Annotated in this window: 20 protein-coding genes; 17 read left to right on the top strand and 3 right to left on the bottom strand. The window is 35.0% G+C overall.

The genetic code is table 11. The features are described 5' to 3' along the window. Positions 1–93: 93 nt before the first annotated feature. Positions 94–4,122 carry a YobI family P-loop NTPase gene (locus V7097_RS24425; protein ID WP_335706238.1) on the top strand — a complete coding sequence of 1,343 codons (4,029 nt, stop codon included), beginning with the start codon at positions 94–96 and terminating at the stop codon, positions 4,120–4,122. 326 nt (positions 4,123–4,448) lie between these two features. Then, positions 4,449–4,625 carry a hypothetical protein gene (locus V7097_RS24420; RefSeq protein WP_335706253.1) on the top strand — a complete coding sequence of 59 codons (177 nt, stop codon included), beginning with the start codon at positions 4,449–4,451 and terminating at the stop codon, positions 4,623–4,625. A 354-nt stretch (positions 4,626–4,979) separates the two neighbouring features. Here the strand turns inward: V7097_RS24420 and V7097_RS24415 are convergent, their stop codons facing one another. Beyond that, positions 4,980–5,150: a hypothetical protein gene (locus tag V7097_RS24415; protein ID WP_335706237.1), complete on the bottom strand. Its 171-nt coding sequence runs from the start codon at positions 5,148–5,150 to the stop codon at positions 4,980–4,982. 136 nt (positions 5,151–5,286) lie between these two features. Here V7097_RS24415 and V7097_RS24410 point away from each other — a divergent pair, with 136 nt between their 5' ends. The 10 genes from V7097_RS24410 to V7097_RS24365 all read left to right on the top strand — a co-directional run bounded on the left by V7097_RS24410 (position 5,287) and on the right by V7097_RS24365 (position 15,131). Continuing rightward, entirely contained in the window at positions 5,287–5,922 is a 636-nt protein-coding gene (locus V7097_RS24410) for a response regulator transcription factor (RefSeq protein ID WP_438824275.1), read from the top strand. A 3-nt stretch (positions 5,923–5,925) separates the two neighbouring features. After that, positions 5,926–7,335 (top strand): sensor histidine kinase, encoded by a 1,410-nt coding sequence (locus tag V7097_RS24405; RefSeq protein WP_335706235.1) that lies wholly within the window; start codon positions 5,926–5,928, stop codon positions 7,333–7,335. Next, positions 7,332–8,147, top strand: coding sequence for a hypothetical protein (locus V7097_RS24400; RefSeq protein WP_335706234.1), 816 nt, complete (start codon positions 7,332–7,334; stop codon positions 8,145–8,147). The genes V7097_RS24405 and V7097_RS24400 overlap by 4 nt, the downstream gene beginning before the upstream one ends. A 67-nt stretch (positions 8,148–8,214) precedes the next feature. Continuing rightward, complete coding sequence (locus V7097_RS24395) at positions 8,215–9,534, top strand: DUF6034 family protein (RefSeq protein WP_335706233.1); 1,320 nt, start codon at positions 8,215–8,217, stop codon at positions 9,532–9,534. A gap of 2 nt (positions 9,535–9,536) precedes the next feature. Further along, the gene (locus V7097_RS24390; RefSeq protein ID WP_335706232.1) at positions 9,537–10,280 is read left to right on the top strand and encodes a hypothetical protein; all 744 of its coding nucleotides are present in this window, start codon (positions 9,537–9,539) and stop codon (positions 10,278–10,280) included. After that, positions 10,273–11,172, top strand: coding sequence for a hypothetical protein (locus V7097_RS24385; protein ID WP_335706231.1), 900 nt, complete (start codon positions 10,273–10,275; stop codon positions 11,170–11,172). The genes V7097_RS24390 and V7097_RS24385 overlap by 8 nt, the downstream gene beginning before the upstream one ends. After that, the gene (locus tag V7097_RS24380; RefSeq protein ID WP_335706230.1) at positions 11,172–11,837 is read left to right on the top strand and encodes an ABC transporter ATP-binding protein; all 666 of its coding nucleotides are present in this window, start codon (positions 11,172–11,174) and stop codon (positions 11,835–11,837) included. Before V7097_RS24385 ends, V7097_RS24380 begins: the two co-directional genes overlap by 1 nt. Positions 11,838–11,986: 149 nt before the next feature. Beyond that, positions 11,987–12,895, top strand: a complete 909-nt coding sequence (locus tag V7097_RS24375) for a polysaccharide deacetylase family protein (protein ID WP_438824274.1) — start codon at positions 11,987–11,989, stop codon at positions 12,893–12,895. Positions 12,896–12,920: 25 nt separating this feature from the next. Next, positions 12,921–13,598, top strand: coding sequence for an N-acetylmuramoyl-L-alanine amidase family protein (locus V7097_RS24370; RefSeq protein ID WP_335706228.1), 678 nt, complete (start codon positions 12,921–12,923; stop codon positions 13,596–13,598). Positions 13,599–14,102: 504 nt separating this feature from the next. Then, positions 14,103–15,131 carry an IS1595 family transposase gene (locus V7097_RS24365; RefSeq protein ID WP_335706251.1) on the top strand — a complete coding sequence of 343 codons (1,029 nt, stop codon included), beginning with the start codon at positions 14,103–14,105 and terminating at the stop codon, positions 15,129–15,131. A 390-nt stretch (positions 15,132–15,521) separates the two neighbouring features. On the opposite strand, the gene V7097_RS24360 is transcribed toward V7097_RS24365, so the two are convergent. Then, a complete protein-coding gene (locus V7097_RS24360; RefSeq protein WP_335706227.1) occupies positions 15,522–15,695 on the bottom strand; it encodes a hypothetical protein in 174 nt (57 codons plus the stop codon). Between the two features lie 322 nt (positions 15,696–16,017). Beyond that, on the bottom strand, positions 16,018–16,194 hold the full coding sequence (locus tag V7097_RS24355) for an aspartyl-phosphate phosphatase Spo0E family protein (protein ID WP_335706226.1): 177 nt from the start codon (positions 16,192–16,194) through the stop codon (positions 16,018–16,020). A gap of 549 nt (positions 16,195–16,743) precedes the next feature. On the opposite strand from V7097_RS24355, the gene V7097_RS24350 reads away from it, so the two are divergent. The 5 genes from V7097_RS24350 to V7097_RS24330 all read left to right on the top strand — a co-directional run bounded on the left by V7097_RS24350 (position 16,744) and on the right by V7097_RS24330 (position 19,482). Further along, positions 16,744–17,070: an ArsR/SmtB family transcription factor gene (locus tag V7097_RS24350; protein WP_335706225.1), complete on the top strand. Its 327-nt coding sequence runs from the start codon at positions 16,744–16,746 to the stop codon at positions 17,068–17,070. A 28-nt stretch (positions 17,071–17,098) separates the two neighbouring features. Further along, entirely contained in the window at positions 17,099–17,476 is a 378-nt protein-coding gene (locus V7097_RS24345; protein WP_335706224.1) for a VOC family protein, read from the top strand. Between the two features lie 73 nt (positions 17,477–17,549). Then, the gene (locus tag V7097_RS24340) at positions 17,550–18,065 is read left to right on the top strand and encodes an SRPBCC family protein (protein WP_335706223.1); all 516 of its coding nucleotides are present in this window, start codon (positions 17,550–17,552) and stop codon (positions 18,063–18,065) included. A gap of 233 nt (positions 18,066–18,298) precedes the next feature. Next, positions 18,299–18,781, top strand: a complete 483-nt coding sequence (locus V7097_RS24335; RefSeq protein ID WP_335706222.1) for an SRPBCC family protein — start codon at positions 18,299–18,301, stop codon at positions 18,779–18,781. Between the two features lie 230 nt (positions 18,782–19,011). Then, the gene (locus V7097_RS24330; RefSeq protein WP_335706250.1) at positions 19,012–19,482 is read left to right on the top strand and encodes a VOC family protein; all 471 of its coding nucleotides are present in this window, start codon (positions 19,012–19,014) and stop codon (positions 19,480–19,482) included. Positions 19,483–19,577: the final 95 nt, after the last annotated feature.

Here is a 19,577-nt window from a genome sequence, read left to right as displayed (position 1 = left end):
AGATGAAATAAAAAAATTAAAAAAGGCAGAAAAAAATAGCTCAAAAATTTATCAGCAAGTTCAATTAACCGCAATGAATAGAAGGTGTGTGTGTTGAGTCAAATAATAGAATACGAAAGTTTAGCAGCAAAAAAAGAGTTAGACGAGGGAAGTGAGTTTTATTTAGAAACTTTGGAATATGCATTAAAGGATGTAAACAATAGGAACATTGCGATCACTGGGGGATATGGGGCAGGTAAGACTACGATAATCGACTCTTACTTTGAAAAGAATGAAAAAGAAGCAAAAAAAATGATGCGAGTATCTATTGCAACATTTCAAACTGATGAAAAACCTCCAATAGCGTCACAAAAAGAACACAACCTGCTAGAGCAGCAAATTTTACAGCAAATGTTTTATCAAGTGAATCCCAATAAAATCCCAAACTCAAAATTTACAAAGATAAGTGACTTATCTTTTTGGTATGTTTTTGGAGTTTTATTTTATTTGCTATTTACGATTGTGCTGACAATCTTAATCGTCAATAATAACTGGTTAAATCAGTATTATTCATCTTCAGAATCATTTTTAGCTTTTTTTGAATCCAACTGGTTGTGGCTTCTCCTATTAGGTTTGATAATTATTTTCAATGGTATTTCAGTTTATTGTTTGATAATAATTTTTAGGAAATTAGGTATTAGTAGATTTGGTGTTGCTAGTACAAGTATCGAATTTAACTTTAAGGATGGAAGTACTGTATTTAATCATTATCTGGATGAGATCATATATTTGTTCAAAAAAACTAAATATCAATATATCATTTTTGAGGATTTAGATCGCTTTCAAGATATAAATATATTTGAGAGACTACGCAGTCTTAATACAGCGTTAAATAGTTCAATTCACCTAAAAAATAAGAATATAAAATTTGTTTATGCATTGAAAGATGATATTTTTACCGGAGAAGATGAAACAGAATCCATTTATAATCGAACTAAATTCTTCGATTTTATTATTCCAGCAGTAAATGTAATGCATAGTTCTAATGCAGAATCTATACTCTTAGAAAAATTAGAGAAATTTTTACCTAATGAAAAAGAAGGAGAATATAACAATGACTGGAGCAATCAAAAACTTAGTAGGAAATTAATTGAAGACGTTGCTCTATTTATTAATGATATGCGGACATTGATTAATATCTGTAATGAGTTTGAAATTTTTCGTCAAAGGTTACATAATTCGAGTGTTACTTACGATAACCTATTTGCATTTATCGTGTACAAAAATATATACCCAAAAGACTATTCCGACCTTTTAGAAAACAAAGGTTTGGTTTTTGACGTGTTTAATAAAAAAGAAGAAATAATAAGGTCATTAGAGGAAAAAATCCAAAAACTGCAAAACAAATCTATAAATGGTTTGGGGAGCATAATAACCGATCAAAAGGATATAGCAATGTTATTTGCCCAGAAACGAAAACTTACTGGTAAACGAATAGTACAATATAGACATCATTTATTTTCTTTTTCCTCAACATCGTTCGGCGATAGATATGTTCAGGATGGCCAAGGGATATTTGACTATATTCTAAAGGAACATTTGAAAGGTGAATTTTCTTTATTTCAAGGTGATACTCTACTGAACACATATACTAATGTAGAAGAATTTGTAACTATAAACTCAGTAAATTACTTGGAATTATACAGAGATTTTGAACAAAATCGTATACAGAAAAAAGAGGAAATCCAAACTGAAATTGATGAAATAAGGAAAAAAATAAAAAATGTTTATATAAAATCCATCTATAGATTAATTAAAGAAGACGGTATTGATTTGCATCTTGATTTATCTAATAAAAAACTCTTATATTACCTTGTTAGGAATAATTGGTTGAATGAATTTTATGAAGATTACTTAACAGTATTTCGAGAAGGTTCCATAACTAAAAAAGGTAATGAGTTCATACAAGCGATTAAGTTAGGATACTCTAATGGCTATTTACATTTGCGATTAAATAATTCAAGAAAAGTAGCAGAAAAAATTAGGGTTGATGATATTAACAGTTTAGCTGTTTTAAATCTAGATTTTATTGTATATTTGTTGAAAAATAACAATGAAACCAATATTGAAAAATTAACAAAAATAATTAATATCCTTTTTCATAATTTAGAACCGCATTTTGAAGATTACATGATGCTGATTGAAGGATTGAAGAAAGAAATTTCAAAAGAAAACTTGATATGGAAGTTTTTACAGATATCTATGAAAAGCGGCATAGACATATGGAAGGTAGTAGAAGATACAAATGTTTCAAAAGAACAAAAAGAAAGTTATGTGATAATCCTTCTGGAGAATTGCAATATCAAAGAACTTGAACTCAAAAGTACAAGCAATTTACGTAAATTCGTTTCCCATGAGTTAGATGTTGAGAAATTAACAAACTCCGAAAATCTATTTAATGTTATAGAAGGATTAGGAATAAGGTTTGCAAGCTTATCAGGTGTAAAAGAAGAGATAATCCTGACAAACATTGTGAAGATAAATAGTTATCAAATCAATCTGGAAAACCTAAAGAAAATACTTGGTACTAAAAACATTTCTGTACAAATAATAGAAGAATACGAACAAATATATGATTATTGTTTTGATAGCGATAATATAAATTCATTCATCACTGACGTTCTTATTCAACAAGAGGATTACAATGAAGAAGAGGATACTTTTGTCAGATTTATTGAGCACATGATTGACCCTAACATAGATATAAGTAGGTCTCTAGTTGAATCAATAATTCGTCATTGGTCAGGTGTTATTAATGTATTAAATAGAGTAGAATCGTTTGAATTAATTCGGATACTGCTTAATGAGAATAAATTCAAATTAACCTGGGAGAATATAGAGTTTTGTAGAAATGTGTTTTTGAAGAATGAAGAAACGTTCAATGAAGAGAACCTTTTATTATCGGAAAACCACTGGAAAGAATTAATTGAAAATAGTTCGGAAAGTATACAAACAGATTTTAAAGACGAAGAAAAGTACAATTTATTCGTGATTCCAATATTGAAACTCAATATAGAAAAGCATCCTATGATTGAGGAATTTGTTGCTCGACTGAAGTTTCCAGTTTCCTTAAAAGAACGAGCCGAGGTAGATAGAAAAGTAATTGAATTATTGATTGAACATGAGTTACTCTCTTGGAATGTTGAAATATATTTGATGGTTGATTCAGTACAACATAAAGTATCTTTCATAAAAGGAAATATCCATGATGCAAGTGAAGAGCTTCCAAGCTTGATAAAAGATGGTGAGCTAGTTTGGTCTTTAGACTTGTTTAAAATGATTGTTGAATTGGATGAACTAGAAGCGGATATCATACACCAATATATTCGTGATTATATACATCAAATAGAGTATGGAGAATTCAAATCAGTAATGAGTATTTTTGAATTAAAGTATGATAACGAAATAATAAGTGAATTGACCATCGAGCCAAGCAAAAAAGATTTATTAATTCTTTACTTACTACAACTGTGGAAATCCGGTGCAACTAATCATGTTGGAGAATCAATTAATGAATATTCTATACCTTGGAGTAAAAAACTGTTTGAGGTATTTCGAAAAGATGATATAGAAGTAGCGGGAAATTATTTAGTAAATCATATTGATTGGATTGATGAAATAAAAATGGATCAAGAGCTGTTCAACTCATTAATAGCAAAGTGTAATGTTGAAAAATCTGTTATAAATCTAATAAACAAATTTCATCATCAATTTGAGATTAATGATCTGATTGCCAAAAAGTCCTACGAGTTTCTATTAAATAATCCTGAGGATGTGGTAAGCTCACTTGACGAAAGTGCGGTTATTAAAAATGTGGAATGTCTGCCTCTAGAGGCTGCATCTAAGTTTTTGTATCACTTTCTTGTATACAAGGAATTCAACAGAGAGGAAATATTCGAGATATTATCAAAACTCAGTGAACCACTTTGTTTGATAAAGCTCAATGGTGGTCAATTAAGAATAGAAAAAACTCATTCTAATGTTGAAGAATTAATGGAATACCTAAAATCTGGAGATATACAAGTAATATCAACAATTGTGCCCATGGAACAAGGTTATTTAGTGAACAATAAGAGAAAGTAGACCGCATTCCAAGATTATCAAATTAGTAACTTCAAAAGCATGAAGGGAATTAGTTTAGTGTGGCTTTGTAAAAAAGATTGATTAATGGTAAATAAGTTTGATTAAAACCAACTCACCTCTATTGATTCACTAAAAGTGAGATGGTTTTTTGTGGAAATTTACGTTAATATCATTATAAACATTGTGAAGAAATGTACTTAAACTAAAGGGGCAGGTTAGCATTCCTGTAGATCGTTAAATATCAGGTTTGAAAAAAATAAAGCCCCTCAGTAAGATATGAGTATAGACACCACTCTAACTCAGACTCTTAAGGAGGAAGCCCTACTATGAATTTTAAAATGCAAGACAAACAAAATCAACTAATAGAAAGAATTTCCGATAAACATTTAATAGTCGGTGTGGATATTGCTCAACATTCAACTTTTGAAAAAAGAACACCTAAGCAGTGGTGCTTCTTATCAGTACGACCAGATTGGTTAGATCATCGTGGGCTTTTAGGGTAATATAACCCCATTTTACAAAAGTATGAAGTTATCGAACTACTAAAAACTATGCTACGTGCAGAAAGACATCCTGAATATCCTTTCTTCGTTATATTGGATGAGATGAATTTATCGAAGGTAGAATATTATTTTTCAGACTTTTTAAGTTGTTTAGAAAGTAGAAGAGTTTCGCAAGATGGGAAAATAAAACAAGAAAAAATAACACTGCATCATGAATCAGAAGAGGATTTTACATTCACAGACTCAGATAAAGTAATTTATAACATTCCAAATAAAATCGAAATACCGCAAAACCTTTATATTGTAGGTACAGTAAATGTCGATGAGACAACCTATATGTTTAGCCCTAAGGTATTAGATAGATATTTGATCGTCAGTATGACCTAAACGATCCATGATTTGTTCGATTGAAACACGGGCTTCAGCAAGAAGTGATGAATGCCAGGGGGACGGTTCTCCCGGTTTTTTTCTCGAAGACCGAACCAACTGTGGTTCTACGAACTTATATAACTTAGGAAAAGCCACCAGAACCGTCCCCCTGGCACCCCCTGGCTTTTGGGGTGGGCATTTAACAACTATGATACAACTATAAGCTATACTTAGTTGATGTTTATTTGTAGCATAGAAAGGGTAGTGAAGCATTTTGCAAAGTATTTTGATTGTGGAGGATGAAGTGGCAATCAATGAGTTGATTTATGTAAATTTGAGGGACGATGGGTATCACTGTACACGTGCCTTTGATGGAAAAGCAGCTGCTGATTTCATTGAAAATAATGATTATGACCTGATTTTACTTGACATTATGCTGCCAATATTTAATGGGTATGAATTATTGGATTATATACAGCCATTAGGAACTCCAGTCATCTTTATTACTGCTAAAACAGATATCAACGATCGTATCCGAGGATTGAAACTTGGAGCTGATGATTATATCTCCAAGCCTTTTCAGATCGGAGAGTTGCTGGCACGAGTTGAGGCAGTTCTTAGGCGCTTTGGGAAAAGTGACAAAAAAGTAGAACTACATGGAGTAACAATTGATATAAATGCTCGTGAGGTAACAAAGGATGGGCATCCCGTTGAGCTAACTATAAAAGAGTTTGAATTGTTAGTTCGACTGATACAAAACAAGAATGTGGCACTCAAGCGTGACTGGTTGTACGAGAAAGTATGGGAAAATGAATTTACAGGCGAGACACGAACGCTTGACACACATATCCAACGCTTACGAAAAAAGTTGGAATGGGATGATCACATTAAAACCGTATTTAGAATCGGTTACCGGCTTGAGGTATAAGAGATGAGATTATTTTCCAAGGTATTTATCGCTATCATGCTATTCCTTTGCAGTTCTCTTGCCTTGTCAGGTTATCTGTTAATATCCATCTCATACCGACAAGCTGTAGAAAAGGAAATCAATAATGCTCTGGTACAGTATCAAATGATGCAATTTATTATTGAATCCAAAATTCTCGGAGAAGATACGAAAATAGTAGGGAATGATGATTTTTTCAATAATTTACTTCCTGAATCTTACCAGCCCAATGCTTCACACCATTTGCTAGCTATTTTTTATGAGGATATGAAACTATTGAATACGAATTATCCCACTGACTTTGACTTTTCTGTCTTTCAACAAATGAACGATCAGAAACTATATTATAAAATTCAACAATCTGCAGACGACTTTATTTTAACGGTTATGGGGCATTTTACAATCCAAGGAACTCCGGTTCGCATAGCGATCGGTACAAATATAAACTCCATCATAGACCAGCGTAATCAGATGGAAAGTGCTTATACGCTGATCTATGGCATAGTTTGCACAATCGGGGCGATTATAGCACTTGTATATGCAATCCTCCTCGTCCGGCCAATAAAAAAAATGACACGTTCGACAGCCCGCATTTCAGCAGGCGATTATAGTGTTCGGATAAATAGTAAATCAAATGATGAATTAGGCGAACTATGTAACAGCTTTAATATAATGGTTGATGCCGTTGAGGACAGTGTTCGGAAACTGACTGAAAATGCTGTTCAAAAGGAAGAGTTTATAGCCAATTTTTCCCATGAGCTTAAAACGCCGTTAACCTCTGTTATTGGGTATGCAGATATGATTGCTCATAAAAATATGACAATGGACCAAATAAAGCACGCTGCACAATATATTGTCGAAGAAGGTTTACGTCTGGAGGAGCTTTCGATAAAACTAATGGATCTTATCGTATTGGACAAGCAGGATTTTGTGCTTGAGGAATTACCGGCCAACGATCTGCTACAAAATATCACAGAAACCCTTACTCCTCTTTTAGCAGAGAAGAAGAGTAAGCTACTCCTTACGATTGAGGATGCCTATATTCGCGTTGAGTATGATTTATTTAAAACGCTGCTGCTGAACTTACTGGATAATGCCATCAAAGCGGACGCAAAAATGATTAAATTAAACGGGCAGATCACCAAAGATCATTATTGTATAGCTGTATCTGATAATGGCCGGGGCATTCCCGAGACTGACATAGACAGAATTACAGAAGCTTTTTATATGGTTGATAAGTCACGTTCGAGACAGCAGCGTGGTGTTGGGCTTGGATTATCGCTTGTGAGCAGAATTGCAAAGCTGCACGGTGCTTCGCTTACATTTAAAAGTACGGAACATGTCGGGACAATCGTTACGGTAACTCTGCCAATACAAGGAGATGAAGAATCATGAGAAAATATTCAGTTCCACTCATACTATTGTTCATCCTGCTCTTAGTGTTTGGTGGAATGAAGCTTCCCTCTTTCCTGCTCCATTATCAGCAAATAAAGAGTATGTCCGAAGCTGGAAGTATCGATATTCAGTTGGATAAAACCATGCAAGACCCGGAAATAGCTGGAACGTCGAAAGATGATTCCGACAAGAATAACAGCAGTGTGGCACCGCAACAATCTTCTGAACCTATTTCGGCAACAGATAAGAAGATGCTGACTGTGGCGGAGATTTTTACGATTTCTAAAAATTATGATCGAAATAAAGATTGGCAGAATGATGCCCCGAAAACTGGCCAACTATCGTTACAGGAGGCGACCGCTGCTGCGGTGAATACAGTTAAGAGGTTCAGTACGGAAAAAATACTCCCCTCGTTTTTTGCGGATCGAGCTTACAACCAAACAGCTTTATTCAGGACTAAGATAGTTTCCGAGGGTGGAGATATTCTTAAAATGGGATACTGGCTTATTACCTTTACCTCGGAGGATGAAAGAAATTCTCTGGAACTCTATCTGAATGCAGTAACAGGCCAAGTTCTGGGATTAACAGCCACTTATAGTTCTGATTTACAGGATGATTCAGGAGATAATCACACCATTCTTACTAAATATGTTGATTATCTTGGTATTGATCAAAAAACAGAAACGCCATCCTTTTGGTCTGATGCTTCATCAGCAGTCTATTATTTTAAAAATTATCAATCAGGAATCACCGTGAAAAAAATAAAAGAGTCTGAGAAAGACACTATCCAACTTATTATTAAAACATCCTAAACCCTGACACATCTTTGAGACACCTCCCTGTTAAGATAAATACGATCTTAACAGGGAGGTATTTTTTATGAAAAAACAAGGACTAACTGGAATCATCCTATTATCTATACTTCTAGGCGCTTGTCAGGCTACACCAGACAAAGATATTGTTGTGCAGAAAGGGAAAAGCCTCAGCGAAGCTACCGGAAAAACAGATAGTGTCGAAACCTATCAGTATCCCACTCAATGGCAGGAAGATTTGACTTATGAAACCGCCAAGATTAACGTTCCAATTAATGCTGCCATTCAGATGCCGGAGATTAAAACGATCCCTATCTATCACGGGAATAGAGACTCAACGCTGCCACAAGCTGTGGTAGATAAGGTTATTGAGGAGTTTTTTGGAGGTTCAAAAATAACAGATAACGATCGGCAGAAAACAAAAGCGGAAATACAACAGGAAATTTCAAACCATCAGAAGAAAATTTCCGAGTTAAAGGCCAATGATAATGATAAAAATAGTATTTCTATCTTTGAAAACATGATCAAAGACCTGGAAAAACTTTTGTCCACTGCACCAGATTACTCCAATAAGCAGCCCGTTAATACAGATATCAGTTTGAAGAATAGTAATGGTTCTTATGGATTTAATGGAACAGGTATAGCTAAAAATGGGAAACCGATGAATATTATAGTTGCAAGCAAAGATGAGAACTTTGGTAACTCTATTACGGTTGTTTCGGCTAATCATGGCATATTCCCTATACCAAACCCAGAGGCTATTTCGAAAAAAGATGGAACGATAACGCAAGAAGAAGCCATCGCACAAGCTACGGCATTAGTGAATCGCCTTGGTATCCAAGATATGCAGCTTTCGAGTGCGGAATTTTCGGGACTTTATGAAGGCGTTTCTGACAAAGCACCCTCTCAATATGGTTATACTATTACTTTTTCCCGTACAGTAAATGAGATTATTAACCATACTCAAAGTTTCATGAGTAAAACGGTTCGAGGAGAAGAATATGGGCCTGCAATTTTTAATGAAAAAATCACAATAGGTCTGACATCGAGCGGTATTTGGACGTTTCACTTGGAGGGGTACTTTGAGTTAGGTGAAAAGCAAATTGATAACGTCGCGTTACTCAGTTTTGACAAAATTCAAGAAGCATTCAAAGAAAGCATAAAGCTATGTTATACAAACGATGCCGCTGCAAGTGGGTTTATGCAATTAAAGGTTACCTCTATCGTTCTCGGTTATTCCAAAACAGGGGTGAAAAATCAACCGGGGGCATTTATGCTAACGCCCGTTTGGAATTTTTATGGCGAATATATCACTGCTGATGGCTCTTGGAGAGAAAGCAACTTTTTAATTATGTCCATTAACGCTACCGATGGCAGTATTAGCTAACGATGAATACAGCCTTTGCAGAACTTAAACGAGTTGTTTGTTCCTTTCCTTTTATAATAGGCGTTGCATTCATGACCGTGATATGTCTGATTGCTTCCGCCGATGGAATGGTAGCTGCGTTTGAACAGGCAGCACCGCGAGGCAATCACCATCTGGTTTTCCTTCATGCAGTAGAAACATCTAGTTTGGTGCAGTTTGCTGTTCCTATCTTATCAGTACTTTCGGCAACAACCGCTTTTCTTGATGATACTAGCAGCGGCTATATAAAGGCATACCTGCCTCGCACTGGAAAACCAGCGTATATTAAGGCGAAAATTATGTCTGCTATCCTGTCAGGAGGAGGAACGCTCTTTTTGGGCGCACTCTTCTCATGGATTGTAACAACATGCCTTTTGTTTCCAACAGAACTTGTGTCTGAGGCAAACGAAGTACCGCTGTATTCTGGGTATAAGTTGCTTACAGTTTTTATTTTACTGTTTCTCAATGGTGCTTGTTGGTCAATTTTAGGTACACTTTTGGCTTCGGTCACAAACAGTCGATATATGGCGTATGCTTCACCGTTTGTAACTTATTACTTGCTTATCATTCTTCATGAACGTTATTTTCCGAACCTTGTCATTATCGATCCTAAGAAGTGGTTAGTGATGGAGGTTGAGCTCTATGTTCGGCTTGTTCTGATAGTGGTAACCATTTTTTTAAGTGTTTTATTCTATATTTTCGCAGAAAAGAGGTTATCTAATGTCTGAGATAAGAAAAATCTCGATCGTTGCTCTCTATAATTTTAGAATCTGGAAATGGAATCCACGCATTATAATCACTTTTGCGTTAGCTTTTATTCTGTGCTTCATGCTTTCAGACAAGGCCGTTCAATTTGCGACGGCAAATGAAACAACCATGCAACTTGTTGAAGCCTTTATCTGGACGTTTGGTGATGCGGATTCCATCATGCTTGCCTCTCTTCTCCTATTGCTTTTATTTGCAGATATGCCATTTTTAACAGCAGCTACCCCATTGTTTTTATTGCGTATTAATCGCAAAATATTTTTATTGGGTCAAGGATTGTACATAATTCTTTCAACGCTCATTTATATGATCTTTGTACTGCTATCTACAACACTGATCTGCATAGGCGATTCCTTTTCGGGAAACATTTGGAGTGAGACAGCCGCTTTATTGGGCTATTCTGGAGCAGGTGAGAAAATTGCCCTACCATCCTTTGTGAAAGTAATTACTTTATCCCGACCGTATGAGTGCATGTTTCATATTTTTTTTTTGATGCTGCTATACGCATTGGTTCTAGCTTTTATCATGTTATGGGGGAATCTGAAAAAAGGCTCAGTAGCTGGGGTTAGTGCGGTGGTTATATTTACCTTGTTTGGTTATTTATTAAAGCCCGATTTAATTCAAGATCTATTCAAGTTACCGGATATCCTTCAATATAAAGCTAATGTGGCAGTAGGCTGGCTTTCGCCTCTCAATCACGCAACATACTACATGCACAACTTTGGTTACGACCTGCTGCCACGGCTTTGGCAAACTTACGCTATCTTTAGCGGGCTTATTCTTTTGCTCTTCTGGCTTTGCCTGCGAAGTATCCGAAATTATAACTTTAACTTTACAGGAACGGAGGGGCGATAATGAAAGATATAGCTATTGCTGTAGATAACATTGCAAAAAAATTTGGAGATCAAACCGTATTAAACGGAGTCTCCTATGAATTTGAACGAGGAAAAATTCATGGTATTGTTGGCAACAACGGTAGTGGAAAAACGGTTATGATGAAATGCATTTGCGGATTTCTCGCTCCAGATTCAGGTAGTATTCAGGTAAATGGCAAAACCATAGGAAAAGATGTTGACTTCCCACCAGACATAGGAATGATAATTGAAACTCCTGGATTTTTACCCAATCTTACGGGTGTTAAAAATTTGATGCTTCTGGCTTCACTTAGAAATATAGTCACAATGAAAGGAGTAAAAGAATCAATACGCCGTGTCGATTTAGACCCTGAACTAAAAAAAACGGTGGCAAAATACTCACTAGGTATGCGTCAGCGGCTTGGAATCGCTCAAGCGATTATGGAAAATCCGTCTGTACTAATTTTGGATGAACCCTTTAACGGTTTAGATAAGCACAGTGCTGCCCATATTCGAGTTCTCATTAAAGAATTGTGTGAGCAGGGGACAACGATTCTACTGGCTAGCCACAATCAAATTGATATTGACGAATTATGTGATTCAGTAGCCGAAATGGATGCTGGTAATTTACACATTGTCCGAACACAACATAGAAATATGGAATAAATCCAGGGGGACGGTTCTCCCGGTTTTTTTCGCGAAAGCCAAACCAACTGTGTTCTCCGATCTTATACAATTTAGGAAAAGTCACCAGAACCGTCCCCCTGGGTTCTTCTATTAGTAGAGAGAAAGAAAAGGAGAGAATGTATATGCAGATCCCACAAAAAAGTCAGAAAAGAAAGCTGAAAATGGTCTTTAAGATTTTCATATCGCTTCTATTTGTCGTTTCTTGTCTTTGGATAGTTGATTATTTTTCAAAAGGTTCTTATTCCATAAAAACAGTGGAGGACAATTTAACTTTGGCAAAAACGGTAGAAAAAGCTAGTCCTTTAACTAAGGATATTGGAAAAAAGAATGCTGCGGAAAAAGAGAAAGAAGATAAAAAGACGGAAGAAAAGCAAGAGATTGCATATGAAAATGAAGTAGAAGTAGAGAAGGGATATCAAAGGAAAAATAAAATAGTTTACTTAACTTTTGATGATGGACCTACTAAATGGACTGGGGCTTTTCTTGATGTATTAAAAGAGCATGGGATACTGGCAACCTTTTTTATGCAGGGAAACAATTTAAAAAAGGCCCCCTTCGAATCAGATGTAAAGCGAGCATTTGTGGAAGGTAATTATATTGGTGCCCATAGTATGACACATGATTATACCGAAATATACAAAAAGCGCAAGTTTGTCTCGGAAATGGTAGAAACATTAAAGCTTATCCACTCTATAACAGGAGCGGATCCACAATTAGTTCGTCCTCCGTATGGTTCTATTCCTGGATTAAATGATGAAGTGATAAAAAAACAGGTGATGAAGGAAGGATTAAAGGTGTGGGATTGGACGATCGATTCACAAGATTGGAAATATCAAAATGATCCAGAAAAAATTTTGAGCATTATAGAAACAGCTACGACGGAGGATGTGGAAGTGATTCTAATGCATGAAAAGGAACAAACATTGAAGCTTCTCCCCAAGATTATCACTTTTTTCAAAGAGCAGGGATATGAGTTTGAAGTGTATAGTGATCTGAAGCATTTTCCTATAAATTTTTTTTCTGATAATCGTATTTAAAATTATTCTAGTGAGGAATATTTCTATGAAAAGAAAACTATTAATCTATTTTTCTATCTTATCTTTAGCATTTGTTGCAACAAAAGTTTTTAAATATGAAGATGTTAATAAAAATATAGAAAAAAGGGAAATAATTGAAACAGCAAAGACTGAAAAGCTAGTTTTGGAAGGGAAAAGAATTGTACTTGATCCTGGGCACGGTGGCAATGACATTGGAGCTAGTGGGCAACACGGCACACTTGAGAAGCAAGTCACGTTAGAGACGACTAAGAAAATAATGGTTGCTTTAGAGGAGGCTGGTGCAGAGGTTATACTAACTCGTGATGATGACGAATATGTCGAACTTGAAGATCGAGTATTGTTAGCAACAGAAAACAAGGCAAATATTTTTATTAGCATTCATTATGATGCTTTTGAGACAAATGATGTATATGGAATGACTACTTATTACTATAATAAGCGAGATAAGAGAATGGCAGAATGCTTTCACGAGCATATTTTAATGCAGAATCTCAGCACTCGAGATCGTGGAGTATCCTATGGAGATTACTATGTATTAAGTGAAAACAAGGTGCCAGCTGTGTTACTAGAACTTGGGTATATTTCAAATGCAGAGGATGAAGCCAACATAATTACTCCTGCTTTTCAAACTAAAGTAGCGACGGGAATTGTAGAGGGGATTATTGATTATTTTAGGGCATAAAGAGGACTAATTAATTTCAAATGGGGCCGATTGATTTATTTCTCCTTGTTTATATATTCCCAGTTTCTTCATATTTAATATATAAATAAAAGAACGTAAAAAATACGGTTTAAAAATAGTTTGTTTGGAGCAGGGTAAGGAAAAGGCCCTTACCCACTGCTCATAAAATTGCTCATAGTCATTTTCTATTCTATTTTAGAACATTTTAAATGCAATCTGAAAATCCCATTAAATCAATGATTCTATCAATCTATTTTCTTCTATTTTATTACTTGATGAATGGGCGGCATGATGTAAAATCGCATATAGACAGTAAAGTAAACTGATGCCCTGAATAACTATGAGACATCAGTTCCTTTTGACCACATTTTGACCACGAAACATATAAAACGGTATATTATATAAATTTATTTTTTATTATTGGCTCTGTAAAAGTCTGTTGTTGATAATTTGATTTACGGGAACTTATGTTCTATAATAGGGTTAACTATATAAAAGTTGGTGATGAACGTGAGAGCAACTGATATTCTTAAAGCCATTCAAAAACTAAATCCAGCAGAAAAACACCGACTACGAGAGTATTTAATTGATGCACTTACTGCATCTTCTTCGACAGGAACTGTTCTGCAAGAAATAGCTGAACGCAAAAATAAGAACGGTTATCATTGTCCTGACTGCGAATCAGAACATATCGTTCGGTATGGCACATACTCAACGATTGTTGATGGCGATGAAGTAGAAAAGCAACGTTATCGCTGTAAAGCGTGTAAAAAGGCATTTACTGACCTAACAAATACTGCTCAATATCGAACACGCCATCTCAATCAATGGATTAAATTCATCGAATGTATGATAGAGGGATATTCTCTTCGTAAATCTGCTGAATTAGTTGGTAATGTTACTCACGTTACATTGTTTTACTGGAGGCACAAACTCTTATCATCATTAATACAAATGGAAATATCTAATTTTGAAGGTATCGTTGAAATGGACGAGACCTATTTTCTATACTCAGAAAAAGGACAAAGAAAGATAAAAGACAGAAAACCCCGCAAACGGGGCATAAGCAACGAACAAGTTTGTGTCTTAGTCGCAAGAGACCGTGAAAAGATGACTTTTTCGCAGACATTGGGAATGGGTCGATTAACAAAAGAGCAGTTAGACAAGGCTATCGGACATAAACTTTCAAATGAAAATGTTTTATGCACCGATTCTTGGCGTGCCTTTAAAACATATGCTGCTGAAAAAGGGATGGATATTTATCAATTCAAGTCTGATGGTAAGGTTCCCACAATGGGTCTGTACCATATCCAGAACGTTAACAATTATCACCGAAGGCTTAAAGGATGGATACAACGTTTTAATGGAGTTGCAACTAAATATCTGAATAATTACCTTGCTTGGTTTCAGGTGTTAGAATCCATTCAACATCAAAGGAATCCTATTACTATGAATGACTTGATGATTAAAGGGAATTTAATACAAAATATGGAAACATATGATACAATTAGGTTATCTAGATTCACGATATAAACGTTACTGCTTGTTCAACTACCATGAAAATAAACTTCTCTAATTACAAAAAGAGACAACATCAAAGTAGACCCTCCCTAATTCGTAAAAAAAAAGAGAGTTGCTATTCATTGATCTATAGATTGATAAACTGTGTTAAGAACCATTATAGACATCTTAGGATATTTTCATTCTCTGTGGTGAAGTGATGATTTGTTCGCTTCATGGATGGCTAACGGGGCAGGTTAGTTAAATCAGAATATAACCAAATTTTTTATGTTTTTGTAGATGATTTTGTAAATTAAAAAAATGACTCAATATAGTAAATCGAGTCATTACTTTCCTATAACTTATTTATCACATTACATTGAACAAAGTTTTCTAGATGTTTCCCTTTTGAAACTCCATAATCTATTTCTTTTTCTTTTTATATTTAAACAATAGAACAGTTGCGAGTATAATTGTGGCTGCTCCAATCAACCCAATTATCATTGCTATTGTTTGAGACATAATAGGAAATCTAGATAATGCCACTAATATCAAACCTAAAACAAGAATAATTACATTTATTGTTTCTTTACTCAATTGTTCCGCCTCCTATAAATATTATATCGTCAATTGTTCGATATTTTTAAAAAAGTATTGGGTTCCAATTATTTTTGCACTATATCATTTATTAAATTAAAGGGTAGGTTGATCCAAGAAGGATTAACGCACTTTTTAGTTGAAGTTATTAAACTAAAGGGGCAGATTACTTCAATAAAGAGAATAGGTTTTTTGGTGAAATACTGTCATAAAGGAGGTATTGAAATGAGTAAAAAAAGCAAATTAGAATATTGAGGTGAGAAAAAAATGGTGTCACTATTGTAATAAATTTGCTTGCTGACGTAGGACACCTCTAAGTAAATTAATGAATTTGAAACTTTTTAAAAGCATTTAATAATCTATCGAGTTCTTGACTACATTTAATTGTCTCGCTGTTTAACATACCATTTAACGTAGCAAGACGAATCATTTCATCCCTTTTTTGGACTATTGATAAAATAAGAGATTCCCTATTAAGTTGTGTACTTTCTTGTAACAATTTTTACACCTCTTTATTAATTTAAAGCTTTGCTTAAAACAAACACAAACAATATTATGCAAAATTCTTTACATAAATAAAAGACCTTCGACAAAATAAGTCAAAAGAAGATAAAAAGTATGTGACAAAAATATGTCCAAAATAACCACCTCTTTACAAAAGGCGATTCTTATTTAATTTACCACATTCTTTTTATTTGGGAGAGATTGGTTTGTTTATTATAATTGTTTGTCCTATATCTGGGTTAGCTTCTTCAACGGGAAGAGACGTTTTTTTATAACTGAGCAGGTTAATTCAATATCAATATAAGCTTGATATGTGTTAGAGAGGGCATTTCTTCAAAATGGAGAAGTATATTAATTAAGGTATCCGTAACGACCGATTTTAAAGTTATTTTTTATTTTGTTATCAATATTCCTTGACAAGAATATTCCTAGTTGGATATATTTTAATAAAGATAGAAATTACATGATAGGCTTTAATATCTGAAGCCTGGGAGTACGAGAAAATTATTTTTAAGTAAAAACTAAAGTTGGGAGATGATTCAACATGAACCCGCATACCTTCAGTGCCCTGGCTGAGCCCAACCGCCTTGATATCGTTGACCTACTGCTAAAAGGACCGCTTCCAGTTGGCGAAATAGCAGAGAAGTTAGAATTGAAACAACCGCAAACCTCCAAGCATCTTCGCGTGCTCTGTGACGCTGGGCTAGTCGAGGTTCAGCCGATAGCTAATCGCCGAATTTATAGGATAAAACCGGAACCATTTCAAGAGTTGGATAAGTGGCTAAACTCTTACAGGCGATTGTGGGAAGACAGGATGGATAGGTTAGACGATTATCTAAATGCATTGCAGGGCAAAAACACATTGAATTAATGTAAAAAAATTTTAAGGAGTGAAATGAATGATTCGTAATTTAGGTCAAGTTATGTTGTACGTCAAAAATCAAGATCAAGCTCGTGATTTTTGGACGGAAAAAGCAGGTTTTAAGGTAGTTGCAGAAGAAGATAACGGTCAAGGTATGAGATGGATTGAAGTGACCCCTGAAAATGCGGGAACAAGTATCGTTATTCACAATAAAGAATTCATTGCTCAAATGGAACCAGAATTAAATTTGGGTACTCCTTCTTTGATGTTCTTTACTGACAATGCCGATCAATTACATTCAGACTTAAAAAGTAAAAATGTCAAGGTCGGGGATATCGTTGATATGCCTTCAGGAAAAGTATTTAATTTTGCTGACGATGAGGATAATTATTTCGCCGTTATGGAAAGGAAATAAACATGGGATAACTACAGACTGCTGTATCTAACCCTTAGTACTTCCAATACTACTTCAATTGGGGGAGAGTTGTATGTCAAAAAATAGAATGATTACGAGAGTAGAGAATGATCGAGTGCTAATTCTAGAGCGCATATTCAATGCACCGTGTGACCTCGTATTCACTATGTTTAAAGAGCCTGAGCATCTCAAAAATTGGTGGGGACCAAAAGGCTGGGAACTACCGGTTTGTAATGTCGACTTCAGGCCAGGTGGTGTTTGGCACTATTGCATGAAATGTGTTGATCGGAATCAAGGACAATTTTATGGTATGGAATCTTGGGGGAAAGGAATCTACAAGGCTATTACCGTACCGGAGTTAATTATCTATACAGATTATTTTTCAGATGCGGAGGGCAATATCGATGAGAAATTGCCTTCAACCGAAGTCACGTTGGAATTCATCGATATGGACGGTAAGACAAAACTAATTAATCGGGGAGAATATATTTCCGCTGAGGCTCTCAAGACCGTTATTGACATGGGTATGGAACAAGGTATAACCGAAACTTGGAACCGTCTAGAAGGATATCTAAGCCAAATAAAATAAGATTTATATGTACAGAATATGTTCAACATTTAAATGTATTTATCGAGGAAGGCAGACGAAGTGATCAGTTGAATATTTCATGAGCGAAGGTCTCGGATTACCTTAGGAATATTCAGGCCATATGAAAGCTGATTCTTCTTGGAAGGTAATGGAGAGTATGGCTCATACTCTTACTTATGATGGGATGATTATGGGAGAAACTTAAATCTAAAAAATTAATGGAGGATTTAAAAATGAATACAAATAAACAAACGAACGTAGAAGTTGAAGGTAAAGAAATTATTGTAAAACGAGTTTTTACTGCATCCCGTGATCTAATCTGGAAAGCGTGGACCCAACCAGAACATCTAAAAAACTGGTGGGGACCAAAAGGCTTTTCCATTACGACTTCTGAATTTGAAATGAAACCAGGTGGTATTTGGAGATTTATTATGAAAGGTCCAGATGGCGTTGAATATCCAAATAAAATCACCTTTCAGGAAATTGTAAAGCCAGAGCGTCTCGTGTACACATCTGCCGATGATATAGAGGGTGATCCTGTACAATTTCAGACTATCGTAACTTTCATTGAAGACGACAATAATACATTACTTACACAACGATTAATCTTCCCTTCTACAGAAATTAGGGAATATGTAGTTAAAGAGTATGGAGCTATTGAGGGAGCTAGTCAAACACTTGATCGACTTGAAGCACAGTTGAAAACCATGCTTTAATCCCTTAAAAAATATAGGATGGAACATCTTTTGAATCCGCTTCATATATCAAATGATAATAAAAAGTTATATGATAAATAGGGGTTGCCGTTACCGCTAGAGCAGCTCCTTTCATATTTAACTAAAAAGGGATATGACCTTGAAAATTCTTTATTCAACTATAGGGTGCTTTAATACAATAATGTCGCAGGATAGTTAAAGAAAAAATACATATCAAAGGAGTGGGAGTAATAATAAAGGGATTATATGAAGCACATTTACCTGTAAAAAGTTTAGAAGTGTCAATTAAATTTTACCAAAAATTAGGCTTAAAGTTTGCTTGGCGTGATGAAGAAACTGCTTTCTTTTGGATAGAAGAAGGGAAAAGTTGGATAGGATTGTGGGAAGGAAAGGAGTATCAGACTTCATATCACCCATCTTTAAGACATATTGCTTTTCGAGTTACTTATGAGGATTTAAAAAAGTCTATAAAATGGCTTGAATCCATCCAAGTCGAGGCTGTTCCGTTTGGAAGTAGAAAATCGATTGAGCCATTTGTAAGACCACATCAGGGAAATGCTTCTGTCTATTTTGATGACCCAGATGGAAATAGCTTAGAATTGATGTGTTATATTGAAGTTCCTAATGAATTAAAACATACTACTGAAAAGTTGTCATTTGAAGATTGGGAGGAATTATTAGATAAAAAGCGGCAACAGTAAAGATATAGTTTTTCCGCTAACGGGTGCGTTAATCCAAGAAAGATTAAGGCACTTTTTTGTTGAAGTTATTAAACTATAGGGGCAGTTTAGTGAAA

This window comes from Bacillus sp. JJ1562, from assembly GCF_036962705.1.
In the GTDB taxonomy this organism is placed as follows: domain Bacteria; phylum Bacillota; class Bacilli; order Bacillales; family Bacillaceae_L; genus Ferdinandcohnia.
Note: the sequence above shows the minus strand (reverse complement) of the source record. Positions and strands in the feature narration are given on the sequence as shown.